General features: G+C 63.6%; 18 protein-coding genes. 4 read left to right on the forward strand and 14 right to left on the reverse strand.

The features are described from left to right. Positions 1-56: 56 nt before the first annotated feature. The 7 genes from cobA to mqo form a co-directional block, all read right to left on the reverse strand. Positions 57-1283, reverse strand: coding sequence for a uroporphyrinogen-III C-methyltransferase (cobA, locus tag ATN38_RS19340; protein ID WP_047271356.1), 1227 nt, complete (start codon positions 1281-1283; stop codon positions 57-59). Next, positions 1280-1663, reverse strand: a complete 384-nt coding sequence (locus ATN38_RS19345) for a cobalamin biosynthesis protein (protein WP_003942729.1) — start codon at positions 1661-1663, stop codon at positions 1280-1282. Before ATN38_RS19345 ends, cobA begins: the two co-directional genes overlap by 4 nt. Positions 1664-1676: 13 nt before the next feature. Continuing rightward, complete coding sequence (locus ATN38_RS19350; protein ID WP_218748391.1) at positions 1677-3053, reverse strand: cobyrinate a,c-diamide synthase; 1377 nt, start codon at positions 3051-3053, stop codon at positions 1677-1679. After that, entirely contained in the window at positions 3047-3661 is a 615-nt protein-coding gene (cobO, locus tag ATN38_RS19355; RefSeq protein WP_003942784.1) for a cob(I)yrinic acid a,c-diamide adenosyltransferase, read from the reverse strand. Before cobO ends, ATN38_RS19350 begins: the two co-directional genes overlap by 7 nt. Positions 3662-3682: 21 nt before the next feature. Next, positions 3683-5644: a magnesium chelatase subunit D family protein gene (locus ATN38_RS19360; RefSeq protein ID WP_042925829.1), complete on the reverse strand. Its 1962-nt coding sequence runs from the start codon at positions 5642-5644 to the stop codon at positions 3683-3685. A gap of 224 nt (positions 5645-5868) precedes the next feature. After that, positions 5869-6345 (reverse strand): GNAT family N-acetyltransferase, encoded by a 477-nt coding sequence (locus ATN38_RS19365; protein WP_003942808.1) that lies wholly within the window; start codon positions 6343-6345, stop codon positions 5869-5871. 11 nt (positions 6346-6356) lie between these two features. Further along, positions 6357-7895, reverse strand: a complete 1539-nt coding sequence (gene mqo / locus ATN38_RS19370; protein WP_003942820.1) for a malate dehydrogenase (quinone) — start codon at positions 7893-7895, stop codon at positions 6357-6359. A gap of 146 nt (positions 7896-8041) precedes the next feature. Here mqo and ATN38_RS19375 point away from each other — a divergent pair, with 146 nt between their 5' ends. Together ATN38_RS19375 and mtr are read left to right on the forward strand one after the other, a co-directional pair. Continuing rightward, positions 8042-9091 (forward strand): alpha/beta hydrolase, encoded by a 1050-nt coding sequence (locus ATN38_RS19375; protein ID WP_003942674.1) that lies wholly within the window; start codon positions 8042-8044, stop codon positions 9089-9091. Next, positions 9088-10464 (forward strand): mycothione reductase, encoded by a 1377-nt coding sequence (mtr, locus tag ATN38_RS19380; protein ID WP_042925811.1) that lies wholly within the window; start codon positions 9088-9090, stop codon positions 10462-10464. Before ATN38_RS19375 ends, mtr begins: the two co-directional genes overlap by 4 nt. Positions 10465-10541: 77 nt before the next feature. Here mtr and ATN38_RS19385 read toward each other — a convergent pair whose 3' ends face one another. Both ATN38_RS19385 and ATN38_RS19390 read right to left on the reverse strand, forming a co-directional pair. Beyond that, complete coding sequence (locus ATN38_RS19385) at positions 10542-11087, reverse strand: alpha/beta fold hydrolase (RefSeq protein ID WP_218748392.1); 546 nt, start codon at positions 11085-11087, stop codon at positions 10542-10544. Positions 11088-11296: 209 nt separating this feature from the next. Further along, on the reverse strand, positions 11297-11758 hold the full coding sequence (locus ATN38_RS19390) for a PPOX class F420-dependent oxidoreductase (protein ID WP_073512279.1): 462 nt from the start codon (positions 11756-11758) through the stop codon (positions 11297-11299). A gap of 121 nt (positions 11759-11879) precedes the next feature. Here ATN38_RS19390 and ATN38_RS19395 point away from each other — a divergent pair, with 121 nt between their 5' ends. Both ATN38_RS19395 and ATN38_RS19400 read left to right on the forward strand, forming a co-directional pair. Continuing rightward, on the forward strand, positions 11880-12749 hold the full coding sequence (locus ATN38_RS19395) for a PhzF family phenazine biosynthesis protein (protein ID WP_232319098.1): 870 nt from the start codon (positions 11880-11882) through the stop codon (positions 12747-12749). A gap of 88 nt (positions 12750-12837) precedes the next feature. Further along, entirely contained in the window at positions 12838-13263 is a 426-nt protein-coding gene (locus ATN38_RS19400; protein ID WP_054188580.1) for a DUF6069 family protein, read from the forward strand. On the opposite strand, the gene ATN38_RS19405 is transcribed toward ATN38_RS19400, so the two are convergent. The 5 genes from ATN38_RS19405 to ATN38_RS19425 all read right to left on the reverse strand — a co-directional run bounded on the left by ATN38_RS19405 (position 13260) and on the right by ATN38_RS19425 (position 17950). Continuing rightward, positions 13260-14093, reverse strand: a complete 834-nt coding sequence (locus ATN38_RS19405) for a GAF and ANTAR domain-containing protein (RefSeq protein WP_054188597.1) — start codon at positions 14091-14093, stop codon at positions 13260-13262. The genes ATN38_RS19400 and ATN38_RS19405 overlap by 4 nt on opposite strands. 76 nt (positions 14094-14169) lie before the next feature. Then, the gene (locus ATN38_RS19410; RefSeq protein ID WP_218748393.1) at positions 14170-14739 is read right to left on the reverse strand and encodes an RNA polymerase sigma factor; all 570 of its coding nucleotides are present in this window, start codon (positions 14737-14739) and stop codon (positions 14170-14172) included. A gap of 84 nt (positions 14740-14823) precedes the next feature. Further along, positions 14824-16335: a cobyric acid synthase gene (locus ATN38_RS19415; protein ID WP_218748394.1), complete on the reverse strand. Its 1512-nt coding sequence runs from the start codon at positions 16333-16335 to the stop codon at positions 14824-14826. Positions 16336-16343: 8 nt separating this feature from the next. After that, complete coding sequence (gene map / locus ATN38_RS19420; RefSeq protein ID WP_007734970.1) at positions 16344-17201, reverse strand: type I methionyl aminopeptidase; 858 nt, start codon at positions 17199-17201, stop codon at positions 16344-16346. Positions 17202-17230: 29 nt separating this feature from the next. Then, positions 17231-17950 carry a transglutaminase domain-containing protein gene (locus ATN38_RS19425; RefSeq protein WP_065352389.1) on the reverse strand — a complete coding sequence of 240 codons (720 nt, stop codon included), beginning with the start codon at positions 17948-17950 and terminating at the stop codon, positions 17231-17233. Positions 17951-17996 lie beyond the last annotated feature (46 nt).

Consider the following 17996-nt stretch of genomic DNA (forward strand, 5'->3'; position numbering starts at 1 on the left):
GTTTTCGGACCCAGCAGCGTTTTCGGATCTCAGGGAGTCAGACACAAGACTTCACGTTACCCAGCGTCGACGGAAAAGCCCGCGACCGGCCCGATCACGATGATCGCCGGAGGCTTGATCTCCTCGTCCTTGACGCGCTGAGCAACGGTCGCCAGATCGGCCCGAAGTTCACGCTGGGTGCGCAGAGTGCCCTCTTGGATCACGGTGACCGGCGTGGTTGACGGGCGTCCACCGTCGACGAGTGCCTTCGCGAACTGATCGATGCGCTCGACCGCCATGAGCAGCACGATCGTGCCGCGCAACTTGGCCAGTGCCGACCAGTCGACCAGCGAATCCGGATGATCCGGAGCCACGTGCCCACTGACGACGACGAACTCGTGGGTGACGCCGCGGTGGGTGACCGGGATGCCTGCGGCCGACGGGACCGAGATCGCGCTCGTGATTCCGGGCACTACGGTCACCGGAACGCCGGCAGCGGCACACGCTTCGAGTTCTTCGTATCCCCGTCCGAAGACGTACGGGTCCCCGCCCTTGAGGCGGACCACGAACTTGCCTGCCTTCGCGTTGTCGATCAGCGCGGCGTTGATGGCCTCTTGAGCCATGGCACGGCCGTACGGGATCTTCGCGGCGTCGATCACCTCTACGTCCGGACCCAGTTCGGCGAGCAACTCCGGCGGAGCCAATCGGTCGGCCACGACGACGTCGGCGCGGGCGAGCAAACGGCGTCCGCGCACGGTGATCAGATCGGGATCACCGGGGCCACCACCGACGAGAGCAACACCCGCAGCGGCAGGCTCGGCCGTATCGGCTAGCACGCCCGACTGAAGACCCTCGACGACGGCGGTGCGGACCGCTGCCGAACGACGGTGATCGCCGCCCGCCAGAATTCCGATGCTCATACCGTCGTACTCGGCGCTCGCGGGAGTGACGGCGGTGCCGTGCTTCGCGTTGTCGGCGCGCACGCAGAAGATGTGGCGACGCTCCGCTTCGGCGACGATCGCCGCATTGGTTTCCGGCTCGTCGGTCGAGGCGATGGCGTACCACGCACCTTCGAGGTCGCCGTCGGCGTACGGGCGCTCTTCGACCGTGATCTGACCGGCAGTGGCCATACCTTCGACGGCTGGAGTGAACGCGCGACTGATGACGTGAACGCGGGCACCAGAGGCGACCAGCAGTCCGAGTCGGCGCTGAGCCACAGTGCCGCCACCGAACACGACCACGCGTCGATCGGTCAGGTTGAGGCCGACCAGGTAGTTGGTCTCGTCTGCGGTGGACTCGCTCACTCGCACTCCGTTTCGTTGTCAGAATTGGTCAAGCTGGAGGGAACTTTACGGGCCGCGGCCACGGTCACTCCATCCCTGGCAGTCTTGGCCAGCACAAGTCGGCCGCCCCCGGACGCGAGGATCGCAGCCGCTTCCGCGACGCTTGCCGTTCCGACGGCGTTCTCGACGCGAGGCGATGGTGACGGAACTTGAACTCGCGCAAGTACGTCCGGGGCGAAACTCACAATCGGGACGTTCAGTTCATGGGCCGCTGTCAGAAGAGCCGAAGACTCAGCTTTTGCCGCCACAGTGGCGAGTACCACGATCTTCCCTTGCGCCGCGGGCACAGCCTTCACCGCAGCGACGATGTCCTTCGCGGTGACACTCGTCGTGAATCCCACGCCTATACAGAGGTCATCGCCGTGCGGCATCGACGAACTTCGCGATCGATTCGGGCTGCCCCACCGGATGAGTGTGGAGATACGACGCGTGGACGCCACCGCGAACAAACCCTTCGCGGACACTGCCGCCGTCCCAGGGCCGCCACCCCCACGCACTTCCGCAACCGTCCGCGTCTGCCGAGACGAGAGACGTTCGGTGGAACTCGTGACCGGTGACGCGGGAGCCTGCGCCGAAGAGGCTGGAGTCGCTGATCGCGACTGCTTCGCGATACCCGAGGGTCAGGCGTTTCCCGAACGTCGCATCCACTCCGACCACACCGGCCATGCTGTGACCGTCCAAGCTGCGAGCGAGGTAGAGCAGACCGGCACACTCGGCGTGGATCGGTGCACCGCCGTCCGCCAGATCGCGAACCTGCTGCAGCAGTACGGTATTGGCCGCAAGGTCTACCGCGTGTTCTTCCGGGAAGCCACCGGGAAGGACCAAAGCGGCAGTTCCCGCAGGAAGCTCGTCCCGCAACGGGTCGAACACCTGCACGTCCGCGCCGGCGGCAGTCAACAGCTCCCGGTGCTCGGCATAGCCGAAGGTGAAGGCCGGGCCACCCGCCATGGCAACCACAGGCCGAGACTCTGCGTGTGCGCCGACCTCGGCAACCGGATCCCATGCAGCTGCACTCACGTTCGAGGCGGCCAGTGCGCGAACAGCACCCAGATCGACGTGCGAGGCAATCAAATCGGACATCGCGTCCACTGCGGCCACAGCGGCGGCGCCGTGCTCGGCCGCCGGAATCAGGCCGAGGTGCCGGGAGGGAACTTCGAGTTCGGTCAACCGTGGCACAACTCCGAGCACTGCGACGCCGACCTTGTCGCACGCATGACGCAACACCTGCTCGTGACGAGCGCTCCCGACGCGATTGAGAATGACGCCGCCGATGCGCACACCTGCGTCGTAGGTCGCGAAGCCGTGGAGTACGGCGGCCAGACTCTGACTGTGCCCACGGGCGTCGATCACGAGGACTACCGGCGAACCGAGGATCGACGCGACCTGCGCCGTCGATCCCTCCGCCGACGGCTGCGAGTTTGCCTCGTCGATCTTCCCGTCGAACAGACCCATGACGCCTTCGACCACGGCGATGTCGCAACCGGCGGTTCCATGCCGGTAGAGCGGTCCGATGCGATCCGGGCCCACCAGAACAGTGTCGAGGTTGCGTCCGGGCCGCCCTGCCGCGAGTCCGTGATAACCCGGGTCGATGTAGTCCGGCCCCACCTTGAAGGGTGCAACGCTGCGACCGGACCGTCGCAGCGCGCCGATCAATCCCGTTGCCACCGTGGTCTTTCCGCTACCCGAGGCAGGAGCGGCGATCACCACGGCCGGAGTGGAAGGACTTACCATTCGATGCCCCGTTGGCCCTTTCGGCCGGCATCCATCGGGTGCTTGATCTTGGTCATCTCGGTCACGAGGTCGGCGGCATCGATCAACGCCTGCGGGGCGTCGCGTCCCGTGATGACAACGTGCTGGTTGCCCGGACGATCGCGCAGTGTCTGCACGACCTCGTCGACGTCGACCCAGCCCCACTTGAGCGGATAGGTGAACTCGTCGAGGACATAGAATCGATGTTCCTCGCTCGCAAGCCTTCTCGCGATCTCCTGCCAACCCTCCGCAGCGGCAGCAGCATGATCTTCCTCGCTACCGGCCTTGCGTGTCCATGACCAACCTTCGCCCATCTTGTGCCACTGCACCGGCCCACCGACGCCGGTTTCGTCGTGCAGGTTTCCGAGCGCGCGGAACGCGGCTTCCTCTCCGACCTTCCACTTGGCACTCTTCACGAACTGGAACACGCCGATGTCGAACCCCTGATTCCAGGCACGCAGCGCCATGCCGAAAGCGGCGGTGGACTTACCCTTTCCCGGGCCGGTGTGCACGGCAAGTACCGGCGCGTTACGACGCTGACGCGTGGTCAGACCGTCGTCGGGAACTGTCTCGGGAACACCCTTGGGCATCGTGAACTCCTGAACTGGGATCTAGGCTGCGGCGCGGACGACACCCGCGACCTGCTGCGCTGACAATTCGGCGAGGCGGACGTATCCGCCACGTAGTTCTCGCGCCAACTCGGCCGCCAGCCCCAGACGCACGAGGCCGGTCTCGCAGTCGACGACGATGGACGCGACGGACGCGTCAGCGAGAAGATGCGCGGCGACGCGGGCGCGGTGCAGCGCGTCCTTGCCGCCGGTAGCCCGGCCGTCGGTGAGTGTGACGACGAGGGCGCGACGCTGCGGGTCACGAAGTCGTTCACGCAGAACCACTTCGCGAGCACGCAGGAATCCCTCTGCGAGTGGGGATTTGCCGCCGGTACGCATCGACTGCAAGCGACGGACAGCGATGTCCACCGAAGATGTCGGCGGCAGTACGAGCTCCGCTTCACGACCACGGACGGTGATGACGGCGACCTTGTCGCGGCGCTGATAGGCGTCGCGGAGCAACGAGACAACCGCACCGGTGACCGCGGAGAGGCGGTCGCGTGCTGCCATCGACCCCGACGCGTCGACAACGAAGACGATCAGATTGCCTTCTCGCCCTTCACGTATCGCGCCGCGGAGGTCAGCCGGTGCCAGCCGCAACCGTCCAGCAGTGCGACCACGGGCAACTTGAGACTCGGCTGCGGCAAAGACCGTGCTCGTCAGATGCAATCCGTGCCCACGCTCCCGCGTGGACCGCACAACTCGTCCACGGGACGACATGGACCGCGAGCGTCGTCCCGGTGCACCTTCACCGACTCCCGGAACTTCGAGGAGCTTGGCCTTGAATTCGCCGGCCGGTGGAGCCGAGGGACGATCGGTGGCGCGCACTCCCCCACCAGGTCCGTCAGGGTCGTCCGGGCCGTCGTCGTCCGGGCCGTCGTCGTCCGGCCCTTCGTGTCCGGGACCGCCGTCATCGGAGCCGCCATCTTCCGGGCCACGGTCTTCGTGATTTTCGGGAGGTTCGGGCTCTCCGTCGCGCGCGTCGTCCTCTACCTGCGACTGAGCATCCTGGTCGGCCTGCTCGAGCGCATCGTCCAACTGCTGCTGATCCAAGCCGGGCTCGTCGAAAGGATCGCGGCGGCGGCGATGCGGCAGCGTCAGTTCCGCCGCTACTCGTACGTCCTCCGCAGTGACTTCACTGTCGCCGCGCCAGGCAGCGTGGGCCGTCGCGGTGCGCGCCAGCACCAAGTCCGCGCGCATACCGTCGACGTCGAACGACGCACACAGCGAGGCGATACGACGCAGTTCGCGGTTGCTCAGCTCGACCGAGTCCAATTTCTCACGCGCCGTGAGGATTTCGGAGGCCAACTCCTCATCGGCGGATACGTACCGAGCGACAAATGCCTCGGGGTCACGCTCGTAGTCGAGTCGGCGACGCACCACTTCCATGCGAATGTCGACGTCGCGGGAAGCGGCGACGTCGACAGCCAGACCGAAACGGTCCAGAAGTTGCGGACGCAGTTCTCCCTCTTCGGGATTCATCGTGCCGACGAGTACGAACTTGGCCGGATGCGAATGGGAGATGCCGTCACGCTCGATGTGAACCCGGCCCATCGCCGCGGCGTCGAGAAGCACGTCGACCAGGTGGTCGTGAAGCAGATTCACCTCGTCGACGTACAGAACACCCTGGTGAGCGGCGGCGAGCAGTCCAGGTTGGAATGCGCGCTCACCGTCACGCAGAACCTTCTCCAAGTCGATCGAACCGATCACCCGGTCTTCGGTGGCGCCCACGGGCAGTTCGACCAAGCGGGCCGGTCGTGTCGTTCCGGCGTCGTCGACCGCGGGCAGCAGCGCAGTCAGCGCGCGCACGACCGTCGACTTGGCAGTTCCCTTCTCACCGCGAACCAGGACCCCGCCGATCCCTGGATGCACCGCACACAGGATCAGCGCCAATCGCAATTGATCCTGGCCGACCACAGCACTGAACGGGAAGCCCGCCACTGGTCGATCTTCTTCACTTCGCACGTCGATATCCCTCCACCTCTCGGTTTCCTCGCCGAGAATTTGGCTGCACTCGAATGTCGCGGCAACCTGGCTGAGATCTCCCGGTTTATCGGTAGAGGAGAGATCTTTCACAGTGGCGGGACCGCGCCTGGATCGAACAGGACTTCCCCGCGAACATTCGGTATCGAAAAAACCCTAGTCGGCTCGCTTTCCCACGAGCCGACCAGGGTCAATTCTCCGACAAACTAGCTGACGGCCACGAAAGGCTCTCCCCCACCACGACGCATCGGGGTGTGCGGGATGCCGTCTTCGATGAACTCTTCGCCGTCAGCCTTGAATCCGTGCTTGGCGTACATCTCGACCAAGTAGGTCTGTGCATTAATCCGGCACGGCGCTTCGCCGACCTCGGCCAGTGCGGCCTGCAGGAGGCGGGTCGTGTGGCCCTGGCCGCGAGCCTGACGCGACGTGCAGAGGCGTCCGATTCGGAAGCTCTTGTTTCCGTCGTCGTGCTCTTCGAGCAGCCGGAGCGTACACACCACCTGGCCGTCCTGCTCGAGCCAGAAGTGGCGTGTTTCCGTCAGCAGGTCCCGCCCGTCCAACTCGGGATACGGGCAAGCCTGCTCGACGACAAAGACCTCCACTCGAAGCTTCAACAACTCGTAGAACGTCTTGTTGTCGAGATCGAGTGCCCATGAACGCTTCAAAGCTGCTGTTGCCGTCATGGGTTGGACTATCACACAGTCGCGGCGGTATCCGCGACCGGAGCCGATTCGGAAGCACCGGCGGAATCGAGCTCGAGAACCTTCGAGGACCAATCCCAGACCTGGTTGAACAGGCCTTCGTTGTCGGTGAGCTTGACGCCGATGGACGGAACCATCTCGCGGAGCTTGCCCTTCCAACCCTGGAACTCGGTCGGGAAGCAGCGCTCGAGTACGTCCAGCATCGCCGGGACGGCCGTGGACGCACCGGGCGAAGCACCGAGCAGGCCGGCGATGGAACCGTCCTCAGCGGCGACCACAGCGGTACCGAATTCGAGGACACCACCCTTGCCCTTGGCACGGCGGATCACCTGGACGCGCTGGCCCGCGGTGATGAGTTCCCAGTCCTGGGCCTGCGCCTTGGGCGCGAACTCACGCAGATCCCAGATGCGACCGGCTTCGTTCTTGGCAAGCTCGCTGACCAGGTACTTGACCAGGCCGAGCTCGCTGACACCGACACCGAGCATCGAGAGGATGTTGTTCGGCTTGACCGAGCCGGGCAGGTCCGTGACGCGACCCTGCTTGAGGAACTTCGGCGACCAACCAGCGTAGGGACCGAACAGCAGACCCGGCTTGTTGCCGATGACACGGGTGTCCAGGTGAGGCACCGACATGGGCGGGGCGCCGACGGCAGCCTTGCCGTAGACCTTGGCGCTGTGCTGGTCGATGAGTTCGGGGTTGGTGCATCGCAGGAAGGCACCGCTGACCGGGAAGCCACCGAAGCCCTTGGCTTCCTTGATGCCCGACTTCTGCAGCAGGTGCAGGGCGCCGCCACCGGCACCGACGAACACGAAGCGCGAGCGAACGGTGCGCTTTTCACCGGTGCGACGGTTGGTGACCTTGACGGTCCAGGACTTGTCCGAGTTCTGCGTCAGGTTGGTGACCTCGTGGCCGAAGTACATCTTGCCGCCGGTCTTGCCGATGTAGCCGATGAGCTGCTTGGTGAGCGCTCCGAAATCGACGTCGGTGCCGTCCTGGCTCCAGTTCAGGGCGATGGGATCGGAGAAGTCGCGTCCCTTGGCCATGAGCGGCAAACGCTTGCTGAACTCGGCCGGATCGTCGATGTACTCCATACCGCGGAAGAGCGTGTGGCCGGCAAGTGCGTCGTAACGAGCACGGAGGTACTTGGCGTTGGCCTCACCGTGAACGAAGCTCACGTGCGCGATGGGGTTGATGAATTCCTTGGGCTGTGTCAGGACGCCCTGCTCTACCGCGTGTGCCCAGAACTGGCGTGACACCTGGAACTGCTCGTTGACGTTGACGGCCTTCTTGATGTCGACCGTGCCGTCCGAGTTCTCAGGTGTGTAATTGAGCTCACACAGGGCTGAGTGACCGGTTCCCGCGTTGTTCCAGGGGTCGCTGCTCTCGGCTGCGACGGCATCGAGCCGCTCGAAGGTCGAGATCGACCAATCGGGCTGCAGCTGGCGCAGCAATGCACCCAGCGTGGCGCTCATGATGCCTGCGCCCACGAGCACTACATCCGTCTTCGTCTCTACCGCGTTCTGATTCGACACTGGAGAATCGACTTCCTTGTCATTAGCCGTGCGCGCATCCGCCTGCTGTGTTACGCCGAATAGGTTACCCGTGCGTACACGCGCGGTTCACCACCCCCAATTGTGCTCTACAACGCGCACTCGAAACGACGATTAGATTGTGATTTGTGACTACTTGGGTTCCAGACGTCCTCGGTGACGGATATCAGCAGCTGACGATCCCGCTCGGAACGGATCCGGACGGCGAAGGCGAGGTGGACGCAACACTGGTCCGCTACCAACCGCAGAAGGAGGCGGTGAAGACACACCGTGCCGTTTTGTACGTGCACGGCTTCACCGATTACTTCTTCCAGAAGCACCTCGCCGAGCACTTTGCCGAGCAGGGTTACGCCTTCTTCGCACTCGACCTGCGTAAGTGCGGCCGCTCCCTCAAACCGGGGCACACAGCTCATTACGTCTCCGACCTTGCGCTCTACGACGCCGAACTGAACGAAGCGCTGCGCATCGTCCGCAGCGAGACCGAGGGCAGCGAGGTGCTGCTCATGGCGCACTCCACCGGCGGTCTGATCGTTCCGCTCTGGCTGAACCGTTTGCAGCGCAAGCCCGGTGGCAGCGACGGCGCCGGAATCTGCGGGCTGGTACTCAACAGCCCCTGGTTCGACCTTCAGGGTCCCTCAGTGGTGCGCAACGTCGGTACTACGGCGATCGATGCGCTCGGACGGGTATCGGCGAAGACGGTGATCCCGGGAACTGGATTACCGACTTACGGTTCCAGTCTTCATGTTTCGGCCAACGGCGTCTGGGATTACAACCTCGACTGGAAGCCACTGGCCGGCTGCCCCGTTACCTTCGGCTGGATGCGGGCCGTCCGAGCGGGTCACGCAAAACTTCACCGCGGCCTCGACATCGGAGTGCCCGCGCTGATTCTGCGCTCGAAGAAGTCACAGTTCGCAAAGGCGTACAACCCGAGCGTCGACCTCGCCGATTCCGTGCTCGACGTCAAGCAGATCGCACGTTGGGCCGGTTGCCTCGGCGATCGCACCACCATCGTCCCGATCGACGGCGCCCGTCACGACGTGTTCCTTTCGACCGAGAAGCCCTTGGCCACAGCCTTTTCCGAACTCGACCTGTGGTTGGAGTGGCTCGACGGCCACCTCACCCCGGCCGCAGAAAGTTCGGCAAGCACAGCAAGCAACACACAGGAGATCGCGCAGTGACGCACTACGACCTTGCAATCATCGGCAGCGGATCCGGAAACTCGCTGCCCGACGAGCGGTTCGACGGCAAGAAGATCGCAATCCTCGAAGAGGGCACCTTCGGCGGAACGTGCCTCAATGTCGGGTGTATCCCGACCAAGATGTTCGTCTACGCCGCCGAGGTGGCACGCACCGTCACCACTGCCGAGAAGTACGGCGTCGACGCCACTCTCGACGGCGTTCGTTGGTCCGACATCGTCAAGCGCGTCTTCGGCCGCATCGATCCCATTTCTGCAGGTGGTGAGCGGTACCGCAGCGAAGACAGTCCCAACACCACCGTCTACCGCGGCCACGCCACGTTCACCGGCGACAAGACGATCGACACCGGAACCGGCGAGACGATCACCGCTGACCAGGTGGTCATCGCAGCCGGTTCGCGTCCGATCATCCCGGACGAGATCGCGTCGAGTGGTGTGAAGTACTACACCAACGAAGACATCATGCGACTGCCCGAACTTCCCGAGCACCTCGTGATCGTCGGCTCCGGATTCATCGCAACCGAGTTCGCACACGTGTTCTCCGCGTTGGGTTCTCGCGTGTCGATCATCGGTCGCAGCCAGCGACTGCTGCGGCACCTCGACGACGAGATCTCCGAGCGCTTCACCGAGTTGGCCGAACAGAAGTGGGACGTCCATCTAGGCTCCCCCCTCACGTCGGTACGCGGCGATGGCGACAACATCGCCGTCGAACTGGCAAATGGCACAGTCGTTTCCGGTGACGTTCTCCTCGTCGCGGTGGGTCGTCAGCCGAACGGTGACCTACTCGGTCTCGACAAGGCCGGCGTCGAACTCGACGACAAGGGCTCGATCGTGGTCGACGAATACCAACGCACCACCGCCGAGGGCGTATTCGCACTCGGTGACGTCTCTTCGCCGTACCAGCTCAAGCACGTCGCCAACCATGAAGCGCGCGTTGTTCAGCACAACCTGCTCCAGGACGCGTGGAAGGACACGTCCGGGCTTCGCAGCACCGATCACCGCTTCGTACCGGCAGCCGTGTTCACCGACCCGCAGATCGCCGACGTCGGAATGACGGAGAAGCAGGCTCGCGACGCCGGGCTCGACATCACCGTCAAGGTGCAGGCTTACGGCGACGTCGCGTACGGCTGGGCGATGGAGGATCAGGAGGGCATCTGCAAGGTGATCGCCGAGCGCGGCACCGGACGCATCCTCGGCGCCCACGTCATGGGTACGCAGGCTCCGACCGTCATCCAGCCGCTCATTCAGGCGATGAGCTTCGGTTTGTCAGCTCAGGACATGGCGCGCGGCCAGTACTGGATCCACCCGGCCCTGGCCGAAGTGGTCGAGAACGCGCTGCTCGGCCTCGACATCTGAGCCCCGCAGCCCTTATGACGCCGAAAAAGCGGGCACTCCTCGCAATGGGAGTGCCCGCCTTTTCGTCGGTCAGAGTTTCACCAGGGGCTGGTACGCAGCACGATCTCGGTTGCGAGTTCGGCCGGTGCCGACTTGACGACGTCGTCGACACCCGGAAGTTCCGTCACGCGGAAGTCGGAGTACACGAAACGACCGCTGGCGTCGGCGATGGCCCGACCTCCACTGCCCACGACTACGGTGGTCGGAACCTCGACCGGCGGTACGCCGGCAATATCGCTGGCCGACGGATGTCCACGGTCCACGACGATCAAACTCGCGAAGCGGCCGAACTGACGTGCAGCCAACAGCCACGCGAGATCGGCGCCCTCCCGGTGACCGACCAGATTCACCCAGGCGATGTTCAACTCGTCCAGAAGTACCACTGCCGAGGTCTCGTCGAGATTCTCGATCGATTCCACCGCGACGGTCCGCAGGTCCGAATGATGCAGTCGCTCACACACATCGTCGTACAAGTCGACGGGGTCGCCCTTGCCGGGAAGCAGGAGTACCGCATGCTTGCTGACCGGCCCGTCGATCCGAACGGTGCACGAACCACTGCCCACCGCTACTCGAGTCAATTCCATGTCTGGAAACGGTACGCGATCCACACAGTGGAGGACCCTGGAGTCGACAGAAGTATGACCACTCATACATTCACGCGCCGCTACGAGCCCGAATTGTTCGCTCTGTACCGCCTCCACTCGGAGCGAAAGTGGCTTTCGGCGCATCTGAGGCGACGGACGTACCGTTCGCTCGAAAGTGGGGGTGGGCCGAACTCCAGTGGGGCGCGGCTCTAGGTACCGGACGGTTTGGGGAGCCTCGTCATTCCGTAGACGTGATCAGCGCGCACCGTGAGGATCTGTCGACGCTCTGCCACCATCGCTTCGCGGTACTCCTCCCAATCGGGATGCTCCTGGCCGCTGATGTCCCGGTACAGCTCGACCAGGGCGTCCGACACTTCGTCGTGAGGATCGGCCGCTGCGGGTGTCACCACAGCAAGTCCTTCGATCACGGCGTAGCTCCAGAAGTCGGGCGCGCTGACGTGGAGGGAAACCCGCGGATCACGGATCGCATTTTTACTCTTGGCGCGATCGGCTGTGATGGACACGGAAGCCGTCTTCGACTCGTCATCCCAGCGGTAAATGATGTTGGACAACTGTGGGCGGCCGTCACGCTTGACGGTTGCCAACACACCTTGTTTTCCCTCGGCCACGAGTGCGAACAACGCGTCGTCGGTGTCTGTGTCATTGCTCATGTCTGCACCAACGACGCCGTGCGGCCGGTTTGTTCCGGAGGCAGTCCAGTTCGAAGATCGCGGACCGCAATCGCGCAATGTCTCTTCCCCCGATGGACGACAGCGGACAAAGATGGTCGACATGGCAACTTCTCGCGACATCCTCCGGCTGACTGCGTTCAGTTCGGATCCGGCCGGCGGTAATCCGGCCGGCGTAGTGCTCGACGCGCGCGGACTCGACGACTCCGAATTACAATCTGTTGCAGCCGAAATCGGGTATGCCGAGACGGCGTTCCTCATCGAACCGGTGCTCGGAGGCAACCCGCGCCACAGCCGGATCCGGTACTTCTCCCCTATCGCCGAAGTACCGTTCTGCGGTCATGCCACTATTGCGACGGCCATCGCTCTCACCGAGCGAGACGGTGAGGGAACCTTCACATTCGAAACACCGATCGGACCGGTATCCATCGACACGGCGACCGACGAGGACGGAAGGTCCACCGCGACCTTCACCAGCGTCGAACCGTCGGTCTCGCCGATCGATCACGCCGTGCTGACAGCGCTGCTCGGGCTCATCGGCGTCGATTCGTCTGCGCTCGACGCGCGGTATCCCGCAATGCTTTCGTACGCCGGCAACACTCACCCGATCGTCGTACTTCGTGATCAGTCGACATTCGACGAGTTCACCTTCGATCCATCCGCAATGCGAATTCTGATGGACGCGCAGGGGTGGGCCGGCACGGTGACGATCCTGCATCCCCTCGACGACAACACCTTCGAAGCCCGAAATCTGTTTCCGGTGGGAAACATCGTCGAGGATCCCGCAACCGGGTCCGCAGCGGCATCGACCGGCGGTTACCTGCGCAAACTCGAACCCGCGGCCACTCCGCGGCGGATCACCATCCACCAGGGCCGACACGTCGGGCGTCCCAGTGTGCTCGAAGTCGACATCCCAGTCGACGGCGGTATCTCGGTCACCGGCACCGCAGTGCCCGTCGTCGACGGGCAATAGTCAACCTCAGCGATGAGTTTCTCCCCGCCGGCGGGTCTATTCACCAGAGCGACGTCACAAGACCATCGCATCGAGCCGGGAGAACACCATGTCTGCAATCACGTCAACCGCACACAACCTCCACCTCACCAAGCCACGTGCCGTACTCGGCGCCACGGTAATTGCTCTCGTCGTCAATCTGATCCTGTGGTTGATCGGCCTCGCATTGGGCGGATCCTTCGAGATGACAGATCAGGGAAAGCCGGCGAGCGTCGCGCCTGGTGGGGTCATCACATTGACGGTGGTGCCACTGCTGGTCGGTTTGTCGCTCGCAATGTTGATCTCACTGAAGTGGGAGCCGATCATCCGCATCGCCCAGATCGTGGGTGCAGTCGTGGCGCTCGGCACCATCGCTTTGACCATTGCCGCGGACTTCGACGCCGCCAGCACGGTCACGCTCGCGCTGATGCACGTGGTTGTCGCCGCGAGCGTGGTCGTCGCGCTCGAGGCCGTACGTCGGTCTCCGTCGAACTAGACCGCGGTGGGCGGCGCGGAATACGTCTCGACGATCTCGGCTGCCACGTCACGCAACTTGGTGTTCGTGGTCTGAGACTGCCTGCGCAGCATGTGAAATGCGGTGTCGGCATCGATCCGATGGATGGCCATCAGCATGCCTTTGGCCTGTTCGATCGGCGCCCGAGTCTCGAGCGCGCGTTGCAAGGCGTCAGCTACCGCCTTGGCAGATTTGAAACGGGAGAAGTCTCCGATCGCGCGTGAGACTGTTGTCGTGAGAATCTCCATGACTTCCGCATCGACGCTGTCGAAGGCCGCTGGGGCACGTCCGTACAGGTTGAACGAACCGAGTCGCTGATCCGGCGTGAAGAGCGGCGCCGCGAGAAAGGACTTGATCCCTTCGTCCTTCGCGGCAGCCGCGAACCGCGGCCAGCGTTCTGCGCTGGTCTCGGCATCGACGACTACGGTTTCACCGGTTCGAGCCGCGTGCAGACATGGTCCGTCGCCGGCGTCGTATTGCTCGATGTCGACGCGCAGGGTCCGCGAATCGGTATGAACGGCGGTGTAGGTCTGCCCGGCAAGATCGATGGTGACGCCGATGCTGTCGGCGCCGTCGATGGCGTCGTTCGCGATTTCGACGGCGCGCTGGAGCAGAACCACGAGTTCGTCCTCGTCGCCGATACTTCCCCCGAGCGCTGCCAGCAACTCTCTGACTGCACGTGCCGTCAGCCGAGTTTCCGCAGCCTCGACGGCGACGTCAGCACCCGTTGCCGTCGCATCGTCCGGCAGTACCGACGGCACCGAATCCTCGGTTCTCGGGTCGAAGCCTCTGGGGTCGAAAGCGGTATCCACGACGAAGCATTCTTCCAGCTTCACGAGCACCAAGGAGAGTGAGTTCGGTGACAGAACCCGGCAAACCGCCGAGTCGTCATCGCCATCGATCGAGTGCGACACCGAGATTCCGCCTCGCCCGAGTGTGCTGGCCACGAACCGCGTCCGGACTCAGTTCCAGGACAACAGCGATCTGTGGATACATCATGCCCTCCACTTCTCGCAAGACCCAGGCAGCACGCTGACGCAGTGGCAGGCGATCGAGTTCGGATTCCAGGGCGTCGAGAAATGCTGTGCCGCAGACTTCTTCGCTCGGATCACGCAAACGGGGATCAGCTTCTTCCCGGAGTTCGTCCATATCGGCGGCGCAGGAGCCGACTTTTCGATAGAAATCCGAGATCTTGCGAGAACAGATCGCGAACAACCAGGTCTTGGTGCTCGAGCGCCGCTGAAACCCCGGAAGTTGGCGCCACGCAGCGACGCAGGTTTCCTGGACGATGTCGTCGACGTCACTCTCGCTCGCGAGCAGTCGACGGGCAAATCGATACAAGTGCGGGCCGTATCGGCGGACGATGACGTCGAAGGCCGCGTGATCGCCGAGCATTGCCGAGTCGACCAGCACCTCGTCACTGAAGTCGGTCAGCAAGCCGTCGAATTGATCTGTCACCGCGCACACTCCTACTAGGGAGCCGTCGCGGGAGTGAGGCCTGGCTATTCTACCGCGTCCACGTCGACACCCGCAGGAGCGCTCTCAGGCTTCGAGTGCGGAAGCAATGACGGGGAGCCCGATAGGCGCCCCACCGTTGATCAGTTTCTCGAGTAGATCCTGATCGAGGTGCTGCTCGACGAGATCAGCGAGAAGGTCGAGTTGTTGTTCTCGCACCGCGGCAACCGCGGTGTCGGGTGCAGCAACAAAACCGGGAACCGCGAGCTCACGCAGCAGGCTGCGCCGAAAGTCGTCACTTTCCAGGAGACCGTGCCAGTGTGTCCCTCGAACAGGCCCTCGCACACTGCCTTCCGGCATACCGCTCGAGTCCGCCAGCAATGGGTGGTCCCCGTTGCGCACGACGCGTCCGTGATGAATCTCGTACCCGGACACCGAGATACCGTCTGCCGTACCGGTCATCTGCGCCAGCACCTTGTCCGGAGCGAACTCGACATCGAGGTCCAGCAGACCCAGTCCCGCGGTGGCCCCTGATCCTGATTCGACGTCGTCGACGATGGAATTACCCAGCATCTGGTAACCGCCGCAGATTCCCAGGACTGCTTGCCCGCGACCTGCTCGCGCGACGATCTCGTCGGCCAGGCCGGTACTTCGCAACCACTCGAGGTCACTCACGGTGGACTTACTACCGGGGATCACCACGAGGTCCGCGTCGCGAATCCGCGACGGATCGGTCACCCACGAAACTGCCACGCCCGGTTCACATGCCAGTGCCTCGACGTCCGTGGAGTTGGAGATGCGCGGGAGCCGAACCGCAGCAACGGTGAGCCAGGCCGAACCGACGGGTGGGCCCGGGCGCCCTACCGGGGCATTGCCGGTGACGCCAAGCGAATCCTCGGCGTCGAGCCAAAGATCGTCGGCAAACGGGATCACTCCGAGAGTGGGTCGACCGGTGAGGCTGCGCAGTTGTTCCAGTCCGGGTTCCAACAGTGCAACGTCACCGCGGAATTTGTTGATCACAAATCCCGCGATCAATGCCTGGTCGCTCGGCGAGAGCACAGCAACGGTCCCGAACAGATGGGCCAGGACGCCGCCGCGATCGATGTCACCGACGACGACGACCGGAATCCGCGCAGCCTCAGCCAATCCCATGTTGGCAAGATCCGTTGCGCGCAAGTTGATTTCGGCCGGTGAACCGGCGCCTTCACAGATCACTACGTCGAACTCGGATCGAAGCGATTCGAGATCTTCGGCCACGACGGCGCGAAGCCACTGCCGATGCTGCATGTAGTCGCGAGCACCCACTGTGGTCATCGCCTTGCCCCGAACGACCAATTGCGAAGTGCGGTCACTTCCAGGCTTGAGCAGCACCGGATTGAATCGAACACTCGGCTCCAGACCGCATGCACGCGCCTGAAGTGCCTGCGCACGGCCGATCTCTCCGCCGTCCAGCGTGACCACGGAGTTGTTCGACATGTTCTGCGCCTTGAACGGCGCCACTCGGACGCCTCGACGCGCCAACATGCGACACAATCCGGCCACCAGAACGCTCTTGCCTGCGTCGGAAGTAGTGCCGGCTACCAGCAGAGCGCCGCGCATCTCCGAACTCAAGGCAGGGTGAGAATCTCTGCACCGGTCTCGGTGACCACCAAGGTGTGCTCGAACTGCGCCGTCCACTTACGGTCCTTGGTGACGACGGTCCAACCGTCCTCCCAGATCTCGTAGTCGATACCACCGAGGTTGATCATCGGTTCGATCGTGAAGACCATGCCCGGTTCGATGATCGTCTCGACCGCGGGCTCGTCGTAGTGCAGGATCACGAGGCCGTTGTGGAAGGTCTCGCCGATTCCGTGTCCGGTGAAGTCCCGGACGACGCCGTACCCGAACCGATGGGCGTAGGACTCGATGACACGTCCGATCACGTTGAGCGCGCGGCCGGGCTTGACGGCTTTGATGGCCCGCATCGTTGCCTCGTGTGTGCGCTCGACGAGCAAGCGGTTCTCTTCGGACACGTCACCGGCGAGGAATGTCGCATTGGTGTCGCCGTGTACCCCGTTGATGTACGCGGTGACGTCGATATTGACGATGTCGCCGTCCTGGATCACGGTCGAGTCGGGGATTCCGTGGCAGATCACCTCGTTGAGAGACGTGCAGCACGACTTGGGAAAGCTCTTGTAGCCCAACGTCGACGGGTATGCACCGTGGTCGAGCATGAACTCGTGTGCGATGCGGTCGAGTTCGTCGGTCGTGACACCGGGAGCGACAGCCTTGCCGGCTTCCTGCAGCGCGCCTGCAGCGATCTTGCTGGCGATGCGCATCGCCTCGATCGTTTCCGGCGTCTGAACCCAGGGCTCGTTGCCCTCTTTGGCGGTCGGCTTCCACGCGTACTCGGGCCGCTCGATCTTCGAGGGCACCGCGAGGACGGGAGAGACGGTTCCAGGGACCAATGGGGTACGCACAGACATGCAGAACAGCCTAGACCTCGCGTCGCGCGTCAGCCGGATGCACTCCAGTTCCGGAAAACCGGGTCGACGAGAATTCTGACGGGGGTCGACATCGTCTGTCCGAATTCCTCGAAGAGCACGTCGCGAGATTCGAAGGTGCCCAGATCGCGGTCGACGAATTCGGAGAAGTCCAAGCAATCACACGAAACAGACTTGCCCCAACTGATCGGAGCGCGTCCGATCGCGTCGAACAGTGTCTCCTTGCCGGTATTCGTGAACGGTTCGAGCGCTGAGACCACCGCAGGTGAAACGATCTCGGAGATGTCCTGCCAGCGTCCGTCGACCAGAAATTCCGGCCACGCCAGCAGCACTGACTTCGGAATCACCGCATGTAGACGCCGAAATCTCGGGTACCAGAATTCCCCGCGTAGTACGAGACCGCGTACTCGGGTGGCGATACCTCGGCGGCGAGCCAACGCTTCGACGATAGCCAGTCTCTGACTGCAGGATCCGCGCTCTCGACTCAATGTCACCGAGACGGGTTGCCGGTCGTCGAGGCCGTACACCGGCCGAATATTTGCAGCGACGCTGCGATGCGCCGACACCAGGAACTCCTGCACCGACTGGATCGCACCTTCTGCAATGTCCTCGTAGAGGCGGGCCACGTCGTCGTGGCCCCAGTCGAGGATCGGAGTTGCGGCCACATCGCCACCCGACGCGTCGTGGCGGATGTCACCTTTGCGGATTCCACCGAGCAGTACGCACGTCATGTCTCAACCGTAGTACGCGACCGGAATCGGTGGAGCCTGACAGAAT

Source organism: Rhodococcus sp. FH8, assembly GCF_019266085.1.
In the GTDB taxonomy this organism is placed as follows: Bacteria; Actinomycetota; Actinomycetes; order Mycobacteriales; family Mycobacteriaceae; genus Rhodococcus_F; species Rhodococcus_F qingshengii.

Bases quoted from the DNA above. Each gene is read 5' to 3' on its own strand.
- ATN38_RS19350 (WP_218748391.1), bottom strand. From the start codon at position 3,053: ATGGTAAGTCCTTCCACTCCGGCCGTGGTGATCGCCGCTCCTGCCTCG.
- cobO (WP_003942784.1), bottom strand. From the start codon at position 3,661: ATGCCCAAGGGTGTTCCCGAGACAGTTCCCGACGACGGTCTGACCACG.
- ATN38_RS19365 (WP_003942808.1), bottom strand. From the start codon at position 6,345: ATGACGGCAACAGCAGCTTTGAAGCGTTCATGGGCACTCGATCTCGAC.
- ATN38_RS19385 (WP_218748392.1), bottom strand. From the start codon at position 11,087: ATGGAATTGACTCGAGTAGCGGTGGGCAGTGGTTCGTGCACCGTTCGG.
- ATN38_RS19390 (WP_073512279.1), bottom strand. From the start codon at position 11,758: ATGAGCAATGACACAGACACCGACGACGCGTTGTTCGCACTCGTGGCC.
- ATN38_RS19395 (WP_232319098.1), top strand. From the start codon at position 11,880: ATGGCAACTTCTCGCGACATCCTCCGGCTGACTGCGTTCAGTTCGGAT.
- ATN38_RS19400 (WP_054188580.1), top strand. From the start codon at position 12,838: ATGTCTGCAATCACGTCAACCGCACACAACCTCCACCTCACCAAGCCA.
- ATN38_RS19415 (WP_218748394.1), bottom strand. From the start codon at position 16,335: ATGCGCGGCGCTCTGCTGGTAGCCGGCACTACTTCCGACGCAGGCAAG.
- map (WP_007734970.1), bottom strand. From the start codon at position 17,201: ATGTCTGTGCGTACCCCATTGGTCCCTGGAACCGTCTCTCCCGTCCTC.
- ATN38_RS19425 (WP_065352389.1), bottom strand. From the start codon at position 17,950: ATGACGTGCGTACTGCTCGGTGGAATCCGCAAAGGTGACATCCGCCAC.